The 13,694-nt window shown below is 29.5% G+C and carries 10 protein-coding genes; 8 read left to right on the top strand and 2 right to left on the bottom strand.

Going from position 1 to position 13,694, the window contains the following annotated elements:
* Positions 1-29: 29 nt before the first annotated feature.
* The gene (locus BUA86_RS04035; RefSeq protein ID WP_072930087.1) at positions 30-1,319 is read right to left on the bottom strand and encodes an adenylosuccinate synthase; all 1,290 of its coding nucleotides are present in this window, start codon (positions 1,317-1,319) and stop codon (positions 30-32) included.
* 228 nt (positions 1,320-1,547) lie between these two features.
* Here BUA86_RS04035 and BUA86_RS04040 point away from each other — a divergent pair, with 228 nt between their 5' ends.
* Entirely contained in the window at positions 1,548-2,240 is a 693-nt protein-coding gene (locus tag BUA86_RS04040) for a DsbA family oxidoreductase (protein WP_072930088.1), read from the top strand.
* Between the two features lie 233 nt (positions 2,241-2,473).
* Here the strand turns inward: BUA86_RS04040 and BUA86_RS04045 are convergent, their stop codons facing one another.
* Positions 2,474-2,941: a hypothetical protein gene (locus BUA86_RS04045; protein ID WP_229731864.1), complete on the bottom strand. Its 468-nt coding sequence runs from the start codon at positions 2,939-2,941 to the stop codon at positions 2,474-2,476.
* Positions 2,942-3,116: 175 nt separating this feature from the next.
* Here BUA86_RS04045 and BUA86_RS04050 point away from each other — a divergent pair, with 175 nt between their 5' ends.
* The 7 genes from BUA86_RS04050 (at position 3,117) to lplA (ending at position 13,621) form a co-directional block, all read left to right on the top strand.
* The gene (locus BUA86_RS04050) at positions 3,117-5,075 is read left to right on the top strand and encodes a tetratricopeptide repeat-containing sensor histidine kinase (protein WP_072930090.1); all 1,959 of its coding nucleotides are present in this window, start codon (positions 3,117-3,119) and stop codon (positions 5,073-5,075) included.
* A 4-nt stretch (positions 5,076-5,079) separates the two neighbouring features.
* Positions 5,080-5,697, top strand: coding sequence for a response regulator (locus BUA86_RS04055; RefSeq protein ID WP_229731863.1), 618 nt, complete (start codon positions 5,080-5,082; stop codon positions 5,695-5,697).
* A 160-nt stretch (positions 5,698-5,857) separates the two neighbouring features.
* The gene (locus BUA86_RS04060) at positions 5,858-8,596 is read left to right on the top strand and encodes a TonB-dependent receptor plug domain-containing protein (protein WP_178300396.1); all 2,739 of its coding nucleotides are present in this window, start codon (positions 5,858-5,860) and stop codon (positions 8,594-8,596) included.
* A 21-nt stretch (positions 8,597-8,617) separates the two neighbouring features.
* Positions 8,618-9,841: a DUF4876 domain-containing protein gene (locus BUA86_RS04065; RefSeq protein ID WP_072930092.1), complete on the top strand. Its 1,224-nt coding sequence runs from the start codon at positions 8,618-8,620 to the stop codon at positions 9,839-9,841.
* A gap of 12 nt (positions 9,842-9,853) precedes the next feature.
* Positions 9,854-11,383 carry a DUF6850 family outer membrane beta-barrel protein gene (locus BUA86_RS04070; protein ID WP_072930093.1) on the top strand — a complete coding sequence of 510 codons (1,530 nt, stop codon included), beginning with the start codon at positions 9,854-9,856 and terminating at the stop codon, positions 11,381-11,383.
* 6 nt (positions 11,384-11,389) lie between these two features.
* Positions 11,390-12,541, top strand: a complete 1,152-nt coding sequence (locus BUA86_RS04075; RefSeq protein ID WP_072930095.1) for a cytochrome-c peroxidase — start codon at positions 11,390-11,392, stop codon at positions 12,539-12,541.
* Between the two features lie 96 nt (positions 12,542-12,637).
* Positions 12,638-13,621, top strand: a complete 984-nt coding sequence (gene lplA / locus BUA86_RS04080; protein WP_072930097.1) for a lipoate--protein ligase — start codon at positions 12,638-12,640, stop codon at positions 13,619-13,621.
* The last annotated feature ends 73 nt before the right edge of the window (positions 13,622-13,694 follow it).

A 13,694-nucleotide genomic window follows, 5' to 3' on the forward strand; every position in this document is an offset into this window, starting at 1 on the left:
AACAAAGTTAGGCTATAAACTATAATTTATTAAAATAAAGTTGTTCTAATAATGTTCTGAGAACGCTCTGGTCCAACAGAAACTAAGTAAACCTCGATACCAAGATATTGTTCAATATAATGAATATATTCTTGTGCAGTTTGAGGTAACTCTTCAAAAGATTTTACATCAGAAATGTCCTCTGTCCATCCTGGTAATTCTTCGTATTGTGCTTCGTATTGCTCTAATTTTGTAGTTGAAGAAGTAAAGTAATCAATAATTTTATCATCTTCAGTTTTGTAAGCAGTACAAACTTTTATTGTATCAATATTAGATAATACATCTAATTTAGTAATTACTAAATGTGTAATACCATTAATCATACAAGCATGTTTTAAAGCAACTAAATCTAACCATCCTGTACGACGAGGACGACCAGTAGATGCACCAAATTCGTGACCAACTTTACGAATTTGTTCTCCTAATTCGTTATCTAACTCTGTAGGGAATGGTCCATTTCCTACACGTGTACAATACGCTTTAGAAACTCCGATTAAATTTTGTAATTTAGTTGGAGGAACACCAGCACCAACACAAACTCCACCAGTTGTTGGAGAAGATGAAGTAACAAATGGATATGTACCAAAGTCGATGTCTAACATTAATGCTTGAGCACCTTCGAATAATACATTTTTACCTTCGTCTATTGCTTGGTTAATTTCTAATTCAGAATCTAAGATACGCTCTTTTAAACGCTCACCATATTCTAAATATTTCTCGTAAATATCTTCGAATTTTAATGGTTCTTTATCAAATAATTTTTCGAATAAAGCATTTTTAACCACTAAATTTTCTTTAATTTTTTCTGCTAAAACTTCAGGATTTAATAAATCAATTGCTCTAATACCAACACGCGCAACTTTATCCTCATAACAAGGACCAATTCCACGTTTAGTTGTTCCAATTTGATTATCTTTTCCTGCAAATTCCTCACGGTATTCGTCTAATAAAATGTGGTAAGGCATAATGATATGTGCTCTTCTAGAGATAAACACATGATCTGTAGATAAACCTTTTGCTTCTAATGTTCCAATTTCATTAAAAAAAGCTTCCGGATTTACTACAACTCCATTTGCTATAATACATTTTCCTTTACATTGTAAAACACCAGAAGGTAATAAGTGTAATACAAATTTATCATCACCTACATAAACCGTATGACCAGCATTGTTACCACCTTGGTAGCGTACAACGTAATCTGATTTTTCGGCTAATACATCTGTAATTTTTCCTTTTCCCTCGTCACCCCATTGAAGACCGACTACTACGTGTGTTGACATATTATTTTTTTCGTTATTTGTTTTGAAATAAAAATGATAACTTCATTCTTTTGGTTCTATGCAAAGGTAACTCAAACCTCGTCTTAAACAAATTTTATAATCAAATTAGCACAATTATTTTTCAAAAGAATGTTAATAAATTTTAAAGTTTAAATTAAGTAAAAAATAACCAAGAGCATTAAAATAATTGACGTATTTTTACAGACTTTTACACCTAAAATTTTGTGTATGAAAATAGAAATTTGGTCGGATGTAATGTGTCCGTTTTGCTATATAGGAAAAAAACATTTTGAAACTGCTTTAGAAAACATTCCATATAAAGATAAAATCGAAGTAGAATGGAAAAGCTTTCAGTTAAATCCCGATTTATCAAAAACAGAAGTAACTTCGGTTAAGGAGTATTTAATAGAGTCGAAAGGTGTTTCTGAAGAACAGGTTGTTGGAATGAATAATCAGATTGCAGAAATGGGAAAAACTGTTGGAATAGATTTTAATCAAGAAAATTCTAAAGTTGTTAATACCAGTGATGCACATAGATTAATTCATTTTGCTCAATCTAAAGGAAAAGGGAATGAGATAGAAGAAGCTTTATTTAAGGCTTATTTTACAGATGGAAAAAATGTAGCTGATTATAATACTTTATCAGAAATAGGAGAAGAAATAGGTCTAAATAAAACAGAAATTTTAGAGATGTTAAATTCTGATGCTTATGTTTTTGATGTTGCTTCTGATATTTTAGATGCTCGTAACATTGGAGTTTCTGGCGTTCCATTTTTTGTTGTAGATAGAAAATATGCAATGTCTGGTGCACAACCAGTAGAATATTTTGTTTCTGCATTAACACAAGCATACGAAAAAGATCATTTACAAGATAATGCTGATAATAATGGTGCTTCTTGTGATGTAGACGGAAATTGCTAGAATAATATTTTATAAAATGTTTCGAGAGCCTCAACATGACAGAGCGTTGTAAAAACAAGATTTTTATTAAAAATTATTGAATAAAATAAATTAGTTTAAAGAAACTTAATTCAAAAAAGGTGTTTACAATTGTAAACACCTTTTTTTGATAAACTTGTCAATAATCTATTGTCTTTATAGTACTTAAATTGTATAGTAATCGTTTTAAATACCGTATTTATTAAATATTCAATTTATAAAGAATATTGTTTAGAAAAGTCAGCACCGTCTCCAGAAAGCGTTAAATCTTCGTTTACGATAACTTCATTTCCTTTTTCAATTTTATATTTTATTGGTAAACTTGGACCGTAGTTAATAATTTGTACTCCACCAGCAAAAGCTCTAATTGGTTGAGTTGTTTCTATTACATAAGTTTTTGTTGCACCAGCAAAATCATTTTTGTTTAAACCAATTGCAGATTCACCAGGTCTTACAACTTGGTTAACTTTCCATACATCTGTTTTTCCATTTAAAGTTCCTCCAGATACAACAACAGAAACAAAATCTTCGTCAGGATTAACGTTATCCAATGTAACTGTTATTCTATAATTAGTTCCTTCTGGAGTAGAGATATCACCACTATTGTCATCGCTACTACAGCTTGTTAATGTTCCAAATGCTAAAACTGATAATACTCCTAAGAAAGCAAATCTTTTGTTCATTTTTTTCATATTGTTGTTTTTATAGTTATTTATAAAACAAATTTCAAAAAACCAGCATTTTAATACAATAATCGTAAACAATGATTTTTTTCTAATGGTTTACCATGAATTTTTAAAAACAACATTCAATAAAATATTTTTTATTCAGATATTTAACGTTTAATTATACAATAAAATGATTAAGCATATTTTTTTAATGTTGATTGTTCTGCTTTTTAATACAGTTGTTAAAGCACAACAATTAGTACCATTAGATGAGGACAAATATTTAGATGAGATTACTACAAATATTTCTTCTACTGATGAAAGAATTAAACTACAAAACTATCTTTTATTATCAGAATATTGGTCACAAACAGATCCAGTAAAAAGTAGTAGAGCACTTAATGTGGTTTTACAATCAACTAAAAAAAATGTTATTCCGAAAGGAATTATAGCATATTATCAGGGAATATTTTATGCAAACCAAGGAAATAAAGTAGAAGGAAAGAAGTATTTAGAAAAAGCTATAACGCTACTTGAAAAAGATCCTAAAAACACAGCGTATTTAATAAAAGCAATCTATTATGATGCTTATATACAGATAGAGAAAAAAGGATATGATTTTTTTGTAAAAGCATTAACAGAGAAATGTATTCCATTAGCCGAAAAATCTAGAAATATAGAATTACTTACCTATAGTTATACACAGTTAGGTATAACATTTATGTCTGTGGGACAATTAGAAACAGCAGAAGAATATCATACCAAGGCAATACAATTATTGGATAAAATTCCTACTGATAAAACAATTCATTTAATTGTTTACCACAATTTGGTAAGTAACTATTGTTATAAACCAGATAGCCAGACGGCTAAAAAATATTTAGATAAAGCTAAAAATCTTATTCAAGATTATCCAAATTCACAACATTATCCAAATTATTTTTATCAAGAAGGATTGTATTATACAACAAAGCAAAATTATGATGAAGCTTTAACTAGTTTGAGAAAAGGTGCATTATTAGCACAAGGAAAAAAGCAAGATAAATTATTACATATGTTATATTTTAGAATGTATAATGTTTATCTAATGCAAAAGGATTACGAAAAAGCACGTCTACAATTAGAGAAAATTTTAAAGGAGAATGTATTAAGCAAAGAATCTGTAAATAGAAAAATTACATATACACAATTAGCTTCTGTTAATGAGGTTTTAGGAGATTACAAACAAGCTTATGATTGGTTGAAAAAATCGAGTGCATTAAATGATAGTTTACAACAAGAGAAACTTCTTGAAAAAATGAATGAGTTTGAGATGCTACATCAAACATCTGTTAAAGAGCAAACGATTAATCAATTAGAACAAGATAAAAAGGCCAATCAACTACTTGTTAAGAATAGAAATTTACGTGTTATGTTTTTAGGTATTGCACTTTGTTTAGCTTTAATAATTGCTTGTTTAATTTATCTTAACTATAAAAAACAACAAAAACTGAATAAACAGATTAATATTAGCCATCAACAAAAATTATTGCATATTGATAATGAACGTAAATACGAAGCAACACAAGCTATTTTACAAGGAGAAGAACAAGAGAGGCAACGTATAGCACAAGATTTACATGATAGCATGGGTGGGATGTTAGCGAATATAAGAATGTCTATTTCTTCTTCTCAAGGAAAAAAATCAATCTATTTGTTAGAAAAAATAGATCAGTCTATTGCGGAGATGAGAAGAATCTCTAGAAATTTAATGCCCGAAACATTAAAAAATCTAGGATTAGAAATCGCACTAAAAGAACTTTGTGAATCGATGAGTTATAAAAACTTTTTTATTCAGTTCGAATCTTTTAATTTATCGAATGATATTCCATTTCAGACACAATTAGCACTTTATCGAATTACACAAGAAGCAATTAGTAATGTTATAAAATATGCACATGCAAGTAATGTTATTGTCCAAATTAGTCAGAATGATAATCTATTAAATCTTACAATAGAAGATGATGGAATTGGGTTTAATAAAGATGAGGTTGTGTTAGGTTTAGGATTAAAAAATATAGAAAACAGAGGACGATTGATAAATGGAACTGTTGATATTATTACAGCCAAAGGAGAAGGAACGACTATAAATGTTGAATGTTATGTATAGTAAAATGAAATTAGCTATTGTAGACGATCATCCAATGATCTTAGAAGGATTAAAATCTCTTTTTCTACAACATACAAATTATACAATTTTCTCTTTTACAAAAGGAGCTGCTATAGTCGATTTTATTCAAGAAAATGAAATTGATATAGTCTTACTTGATATTGTTTTAAGCGATGGAAGTGGATTGGATTTCTGTAAAACGATTAAGCAAAAATCTCCACAAACTATTGTAATTGCAATAAGTAATCAAGCTGAAAGAAGCATTATTTTTCGATTCTTAGAAAATGGAGGAAATGGATATATTTTGAAAAATGCAGATGCAGAAGAGATTATTAAATGTATAGAAAATTCGATTAATGGAGACCTTGCTTTGAGTAGGGAAGTACATGAGATTATGCTAAAACCTGCAATAAATAATTTCGAAGTACCACGAATAACAAAAAGAGAACAACAAATTCTACAAGCTATTGCACAAGGATTTACATCTGCAGAAATTGCAGAAAAGCTTTTTATTTCTATTGTTACAGTTGAAACACATCGTAGAAACTTACTACAAAAATTTGCTGCAAAGAATATGATTGAATTGGTAAGGATAGCGACTGAGAATAATTTAATTACCTAAAAATGAATTAGAAATCAGATTATTTATAATTAGACTAAATTATGATTTATATCAATTTTATTTAAATTTGGTCTAAATAAATAACATGTTACGAAAATGTTAACTTAAATTTGCCTTCCTAATTATTTTAATGATGGTGAGTCGGTTGGTGAAGAGCGTAATGTTTGTAGGTACAATTTGTTGTTTTGTTGCTGTAAATGCGCAAGAAAATAAATATAAAATAAATATACAAGTTGTTGATGAAGATAGTATTGCATTAAAAAATGTAAATATATTAATTGACAAAACTTCTAAAATTAATACAGATATAAATGGTGAGATAAATCTTGAATTATTACAAGGTCATCATATTATTAATTTATCGTACGATAACTATCACTCAAAAGAAATAAATCCAATTCTTACTAAAGATCAATCTTTCATAATTGTATTGCAATCAAATAACATAGCATTGCAAGAGGTTATTTTAACTGCAAGAGAAGATAAAGGATTAACAACAAAATCTATTATTAATAGGAAAGCAATGGAGCATTTACAACCATCAAGCTTTTCAGATTTAATGGAATTGCTACCAGGAGGATTGGCAAAAACACCAAATCTTAGTTCTACTAATCGTGCTTTAATTAGAGAGAATTCAGGCGTTCCAACTGGTTATGCGACTTCATCTTTAGGAATTCAGTTTATGGTAGATGATAATATCCTAAATACCAATTCGGATATGCAACGATCAATTAACCAATCACAAATGGGATATGCACCAAGTGCTCATAATAAAATAGCTACTGGAGTTGATATGCGTTCATTATCTACAAATGATATAGAAAGTGTGGAAATTGTTAGAGGTATTCCTTCTGCAGAATATGGAGATTTAACAACAGGTTTAATAAAAATAGAGCGTAAATTAGGAAAAACACCTTTACAAGCACGTCTAAAAGTAGATGGATTTAGTAAGCAATATTATATAGGTAAAGGTTTTAAAGTAAAAGACAATTGGAGTTTAAATACGTCTTTTGATTTTTTAGATGCACAATCGGATCCTAGCGATGATACACAAAACTATCAGCGTATTTCTGCTTCTATACGTTCAGATTTAAAATTAAAATTATTTAATTATCCATTAAGATGGAAAACGAATTTAGATTTTGCAGGAAATTTAGATAATGTAAAATTAGATCCAGATAACTCTTTAGCAGGAATAGATTCTTACAAATCATACTCGAGAAGAGTAAGTGTAGCAAATAACTTTATCTACACTTTACCTAAAAAATACTTTTTCAACGATGTAACATTTAATACGTCTATACAGCAAGGGTTAGATAGAATAGAGCAAACACAATTTGTACAATATTCGGGGCCACGAGCTTTGCCTACTTCAACAGAAGCAGGAGAAAGTGTAGGAATTTATGCTAAACCAACTTTTATAGCAAATTACATGACAGATGGTAAGCCTCTGGATATAAATGCTAGATTTCGTACAAGTGGAAAGAGAGTATTGCTAGGAATGACTCATGCGTATGAACTTGGTTCTGATTGGAGATACAGTAAAAATAATGGTAGAGGAGATGTATATGATGTAACACAACCACCGAGTCCTACAATGACTACTCGACCAAGAGCTTTTAAAGACATTCCAGCTACACAGAATTTAGCAGCTTTTGTAGGAGATAAAATAGATTATAAAATAAACAATCATGCTTTTACATTGTATGCTGGTTTACGTGTAAGCAAATTATTAGGCGTAGATAAATCTTATAAAATAAGCAAACAAGTTTTTGCAGAACCACGTTTAAATTTCCAATATGGACTACCTCAATTTATGATTGCTGGTAAACCTCTTCAAGTAGATGTAACGTTAGGATACGGACAGTTTTATAAACAACCAACAACTTATTATTTATATCCAAATAAGCAGTTTAGAGATTATGTGCAGTTGAACTATTATCATAATGATGAGCAATACCGCTATGTAAACTATATGACTTATGTGCAGTCTGTAGAAAACAAAGAATTAACTGCTGCAAAAAATATTAAGAAAGAGATAAGAGTAGATTTTACTTACAATCATCATAATTTTTTCGTGTCATATTACAATGAAGGGATGAGAAATGGTTTCCGTTCAGTTAACCAATATACCGTTAACTCTTATAGAAGATATGATGCAACAAAAGTAGATATTAATAATTGGACAGCAAACGGACCAGATTTATCTAATGTGCCTTATAGTATTGTTACAGAACATTCTGCTTATTCTCAAACAGCAAATGGAAGTGTAACAAAAAAACAAGGTATCGAGTTCCAATATAGTTCTCCTCGTTTTAAAGGAATAAATACTCGTTTCACATTAAGTGGAGCATGGTTCGAAACAAAGTATTACAATGATATACCAGTTTACGAAAAACCAAGTGTTTCTATTGGTGGAGCTATAGGATCATTTCCTTATATAGGAATTTATGAAAACGATGATTCTTACAAAAACTCAAATTTAAACTACAATTTAATGATGGATACGTATGTACCAAGTTTAGATTTAACGTTTTCAGCTTCTGTTCAGGGTTCAATCTTTAATCACAATATAAGAGAAAAAATAATTGGTAAACCAACGGGATATATAGATTTAGAAGGACAAACACATGCTTATACAATTGCTGATGAGAGCGATTTATATAAGCAATGGTTAATAAGAAACGTGGCAACTACAAATCCACTTTCACGTAAAGCAAGTTACACACTAAATGTAAATCTTAAAGTAACAAAAAGTATATATAAAGCTTTAAGAGCCTCAATGTTTGTTACTCGCATATATAATTACGAAAATCCTTACTACTACAATAATGTAAGAGTTGAACAAGAAAGAAAGCCAGCTCCATATTTTGGAATGGAATTAAACTATAATTTTTAATAACAACAAATAAATAACAATATGAAGAAAAGAATTTTATTACTAAGCTTTTTAGCTTTATCTGCTACTTATACATTAGTATCATGTTCTAATGATGATGATTTTGGGACAGAAGTTGTTCAGAAAAGTACTTTAACAGTTTCTTTCAAAGGAGATAATATCAAAACATATAAATTATTAGAGATTGAAGCTGTAGAATTAAATACAGGAGCAAAAACAACTAACACAGTTCAAGATGCGAATGCATATAGTTTAGAGCTTCCTAAAGGATCTTATAAAATTACTATTAATGGAACAGTTGTTACAACAGAAAATGAAGAAGTTAAAATAGGAGGTAGTGCTTCTGTAGACATTACAGCTGCTACTGCAAATCTTTCTGTTTCTTTATATATTAAACAATTTAACGAAGATTTTATTATTGAAGAGGCTTTCTATACAGGAGTAAAAACACCAGAAGGAAAGAACTACAATTCAAGTCGTTATTTTAAAATCACAAACAATACAGATAAAGTATTATACGCTGATAAATTAATTTTAGGACAATCAGAATTTGTATCTCAAGTAGATAATAATGTAACTCCTTACAACAGAGACAAAGCTTTTGCAGTAAAAGGAGTTATGGTATTACCAGGTAATGGAACAGATTACCCAGTACAACCAGGAGACTTTATTGTAATTGCTGATAATGCAATTAATCATAATTCAGTTACTAGTACAGCATTTGATTTGAGTAAAGCAGATTTTGAATTTCCATCAGAAAATCCATCTTTAGGTCAAGTTGATAATCCAGCAGTACCAAATGTAACAGTTATATATTCTCAAATGAATTTTAATATGTTTTTCCTACACAGTAGTGGAGTAGAATCTTATGTACTTGCTCGTTTTCCAGAAGGAGAAACTTCAACAACTTTCTTAGAGAAATACAAATACAGCTATGAGTATGTAAACTCTGCGGGTAATATCACAAAGAAAAGTACGTATGAAATTCCAAATACTTGGATTGTAGATGGAATGAATAATAGTGTAACAGATCGTTTTGCTCAATTATTATTAGGATCTTCAATAGATGCAGGTTGGGCAAGTGTTGGTACATGGAATAGTGCAGATCGTTTAGGGAAATCAGTACGTCGTCACACGTTAGGTAAAATGGAAAATGGTAAAAATGTTTATAAAGATACAAACAACTCTACTGTAGATTTTATCAGAAGTGCTGAGCCTAGTTTAAAAAATGGTATCGTTCATTAATAAAAATAACTGATGTTGAAAACATTAAAAATCTTTCAAATTTTTTTGATTACGTTGTGTTTTTGTTCAATAACAAAGGCACAAGATAGTCTATCACTTTTTCAAAATTTCAAAAATCAATATGATGCTGAAAGAGATTTTAAACAACAGATTTACTATAATCCAGCAAATATGCTGGATTATAGTTCTTCTTCTTTTTCCGAATTAAATGCAACCACTTTTTCTCAAAAAGATAAAGTATATCGTCAGCAGAAAGGCTCTGGAGAAAAGGGATTTGGTGTTTTTACCAATTCTTTTCAAAAACTAAATGACAGAAAAGTAATCTGGGGAAATGCTTCTTATGAAAATCTAAAACTTAAACAGGTAAAATGGAACGAAAATTTAGATTTTGATCGAGTAGCACCTTATATTTCATCAGATTCTGTTGGTGGAGATATCGACGTTGAACGTTATCAGTTTTTAGGAGGATATGCGCAAAGATTTAACAAATTATCTTTTGGAGCACAAATAGGTTATCAATCTCAACTTGGTTCTAGATCTCGAGATCCAAGATTAAATAATACAACATCTGAGTTAAAAGCTCAATTAGGTTTAGGTTATAATTTTTATAAAAATTTAGCTTTAGGTGCTTTTGTAGAAGGATATAAATACCAACAAAATAGTTCAACACGTTTTGTTAGTCAATTAGGTCAACCTTTGGTTTATCAAATGACTGGACTTGGGATTTATAATAATCTTTTTAGTGGAGGATCATCTATATTAAGTACAGTAAATGAAGAATATAGTTATAAAGTAGGAGGAAAGATTAGTAATAGAAATTCTCAAGATTTTTATATTCTAGCTCAATTTGGTCAATCTGCTATGGAGAGAAGTTATAGAGGAAGTGGAAATCGCTTTTTCTATGTTGGAGACTTAGACAAAGATTTAGTTGAGGTTGAAGGAGCAAAATTCTTTCAATTTAATCAGAACCGTGTTGGTTTAAAAGTAAATTATTTTTCTCGAAAAACGAAAGGAATAGAATATGGTTATTCTAATAATACACAGTTAATCTCGCTTATTTACAAACGCTTATCTTACAAAAGAGACGAGGAAGCGACTACTTTTTCATTGTTTTATTCTCTTAATAAAGAAAAGTTTAGATTATCATTTATTCCTTACTATAGCTTTCAGGAAATTACAGAACAGAGAGTTTATCCTAACAGTGGACAAAAATTCCAGTACAATAATATAGGAGCAAGTATAGATTATGTGCAACAAATCGCAACAAATCAAACACTTTCTTTCCGACCTTTTTTTGATTATAAGTCCGTTTCATCAGCAAAAAATGCATTAAGCAGACCAAATGAGGCATCTATTAATACATGGATTTTAAATGACTTTAATTACTTAGCAAGTGATATTACAACAATAGGTGCTAACTTGCGCTATGATATAAAATTGGAAAAATTACCAACAATGTTTGTTAGTGGAAATTTTATTCAGTCAAAAATTCAATCAAAAAATAATAATTATTCCTCACTATCTGTAGGAATTATCTTTTAAAATAAAATGAAAAATAAAGTCGTTGTTCTTTTTTTAATTATCAGTGCTTACTTTTTAGTAAGTTTTGCTCCAGTAGTAAAAAATGATTTAAACAATATAGAAGATCCAACTATTCAAGAAATTATTAATAGTTACAAGAAAAATATTTCTCTTTGGCCAAAACCTACAATTGATAAAGGTGTTGAATGGAAAGAATTTGCTTCTATACAAAGAGATACAGCTTATTTTACAACACATGATAGACCAGAAGTTATATTAGGAAAGATGCTTTTTTTCGACCCAAAACTTTCAGGATCTAATCAGATTTCGTGTAGTTCTTGCCATGATCCAGAAATGGGATGGACAGACAGAAGAAAAGTTTCTTTAGGAAATAATCATTTAGAAGGAACTAGAAATACACAGTCACTTTACAACATTGCAGAAAGAACTTCTTTTTTCTGGGATGGTAGAGCTTCTACTTTAGAAGATCAAGCCAATGGACCACTTTCTGCTTTGCATGAAATGGATATGGACGTGAATAAATTGCCAGAAAAATTAAGCCAATACAAAGGGTATAAAAAATTATTTAAAGATGCTTTTGGAGACGAAAAAGTAACCAATAAAAGAATTAATAATGCTTTGGCAGCTTTCCAAAAATCTATTAAAAGTCAACCAAGTCGTTTTGATAAGTTTATTGATGGAGATTATAACAAATTAACAGATCAAGAAATTTATGGAATGCATTTGTTTCGTACTAAGGCGAGATGTATGAACTGTCATAACGGAAAATATTTAACAGATGAGTCTTTTCATAATATTGGATTAACTTATTACAAGCGTAAGTTTGAGGATTTAGGACGTTACGAAATCACGAAGAAAGCAGAAGATGTAGGAAGGTTTAAAACGCCATCTTTAAGAGATTTATTAAACACAAGTCCTTGGATGCACAATGGCTTCTTTGACGATTTAGACGGATTAATTAATCTGTACAATAGTGGAATGCACATGATAGATCCTACAGCAGAAGAAAAAGCAAAAGATCCACTTTATCCTTATACGGATCCACTTCTTAAACCTCTTTCATTAACAAGAGATGAAAAGGCTGCTTTAAAATCTTTTTTAGAAGCAATGAATGGTTCGAAATTTAAAATGGATCGACCAAAATTTCCATTAGAATAAAGTTATTCAATTCAACGATTATCTATTTAAATAGAAAATCATAAAATAGATAATCGTTTATAATTATTTTTGGATTAATACTTAAATAAAATACAAATGCTAATTATAGACTCTCCTTCTCATGATGCTTATTTTAATATTGCATTAGAGGAATATTTATTATATCAATATCCGACAGAAGATATATTCTTGTTATATGTAAATGCACCTTCTATTATTGTAGGAAAATTTCAAAATACATTGGCAGAGATTAACTTAGATTATGTAAAAGAACAACATATAAAAGTTGTTCGTAGAATGTCTGGTGGAGGATCAGTTTATCATGATTTAGGTAATCTAAATTTTTCCTTTCATACCTTATTAGGTAAAAATGACTTCATGGATTTTTCACAATTTACATCTCCAGTCGTTAAATTACTAAATGAATTAAATGTGCCAGCTAAATTAGAAGGCAGAAATGATTTATTAATTGAGGGTAAAAAATTTAGTGGAAATGCGAAACTAGCAAAGAATGGAAAAATGATTCAGCATGGAACCATATTATTTAATTCGGATATGTCTGTATTGGGAGATGCTCTAAAGATTAATCCACTTAAATATGTAGATAAAGCAATAAAATCTAATCGTTCTCGTGTTACGAATTTAATTGATTATCTGCCAGCTGAAATGACTACAGAAGATTTAAAAAGCTTATTGATAGATGAAATTGCTAAATCAGATGAGCAATCTATTTTTTACACATTAACAGATCAAGATTTAGTTGGAGTAGAAGAGTTGATAAAAACAAAATATCAAACATGGGATTGGAATTTTGGTTTTTCGCCTAACTATAATTTTAAAAATGCTAAAAAAATACCGGCTGGTTTCATTGAAGTTCATTTAGATGTTGAAAAAGGAATTATTAAAAAAGCAAAAATCTTTGGAGACTTCTTTGCTTCAGCACCTATCGAAGAGTTAGAAAGTCTATTAATAGATACTAAACATGAAACTAAAGTTATAAAAGATGTCTTACTTAAACAAGATTTGACAACCTATTTTGGGAAAGTAACTACAGAAGAGATCATAGAATTATTTGAATGATGATAGCTTAGAATTAAAAAGAGTAATAAACTATAAAATAGGTTATTACTCTTTTTATCTCTTAAGTTGATTA

Source organism: Chishuiella changwenlii (genome assembly GCF_900142565.1).
GTDB lineage: Bacteria > Bacteroidota > Bacteroidia > Flavobacteriales > Weeksellaceae > Empedobacter > Empedobacter changwenlii.

Coding starts and splice junctions, on each gene's coding strand:
- BUA86_RS04035 (WP_072930087.1), bottom strand. CDS start 1,319: ATGTCAACACACGTAGTAGTCGGTCTTCAATGGGGTGACGAGGGAAAA.
- BUA86_RS04040 (WP_072930088.1), top strand. CDS start 1,548: ATGAAAATAGAAATTTGGTCGGATGTAATGTGTCCGTTTTGCTATATA.
- BUA86_RS04045 (WP_229731864.1), bottom strand. CDS start 2,941: ATGAACAAAAGATTTGCTTTCTTAGGAGTATTATCAGTTTTAGCATTT.
- BUA86_RS04050 (WP_072930090.1), top strand. CDS start 3,117: ATGATTAAGCATATTTTTTTAATGTTGATTGTTCTGCTTTTTAATACA.
- BUA86_RS04055 (WP_229731863.1), top strand. CDS start 5,080: ATGAAATTAGCTATTGTAGACGATCATCCAATGATCTTAGAAGGATTA.
- BUA86_RS04060 (WP_178300396.1), top strand. CDS start 5,858: ATGTTTGTAGGTACAATTTGTTGTTTTGTTGCTGTAAATGCGCAAGAA.
- BUA86_RS04065 (WP_072930092.1), top strand. CDS start 8,618: ATGAAGAAAAGAATTTTATTACTAAGCTTTTTAGCTTTATCTGCTACT.
- BUA86_RS04070 (WP_072930093.1), top strand. CDS start 9,854: ATGTTGAAAACATTAAAAATCTTTCAAATTTTTTTGATTACGTTGTGT.
- BUA86_RS04075 (WP_072930095.1), top strand. CDS start 11,390: ATGAAAAATAAAGTCGTTGTTCTTTTTTTAATTATCAGTGCTTACTTT.
- lplA (WP_072930097.1), top strand. CDS start 12,638: ATGCTAATTATAGACTCTCCTTCTCATGATGCTTATTTTAATATTGCA.